Origin of the sequence: Shewanella sp. AS1, assembly GCF_021412565.1 — a bacterium.
GTDB lineage: Bacteria > Pseudomonadota > Gammaproteobacteria > Enterobacterales > Shewanellaceae > Shewanella.
This window is the reverse complement of the sequence record NZ_JAKCLJ010000137.1, coordinates 1-280: the sequence shown is the minus strand read 5'-3', so window position 1 is coordinate 280 and position 280 is coordinate 1. Positions and strand designations below refer to the sequence as shown.

Below are 280 nucleotides of genomic sequence, written 5' to 3'. Positions count from 1 at the left end.
GACGAGAACCTGCCCTACGTGTTCGTCGCCGGCTGCGAGATGCTGCCGGACTTCAGCGAGCGCCAGCGCGCCGCGCAGGAGCGCTTTGCCGCCGATTTCGGCGGCGCCAGTCCCGACTTCCAGACTGTCCACGGGTATTCGCCCGCCAAGTACAAGGACGACGTCCTGAAGCTGGCCTCCAAGTACATCGGCCACACCTTCGGTTGCCTGTCCCTGACGCTGGAGATGCCGTTCAAGGACAACGCCGACGCCCCCGATGCGCGCTTCGGCTGGAGCGCGG

The 280-nt window shown here is 66.8% G+C and carries 1 pseudogene; it reads left to right on the top strand.

The window, feature by feature from the left end:
• Positions 1 to 280: pseudogene (locus LZP69_RS16400) on the top strand (hypothetical protein); the annotation flags it as partial.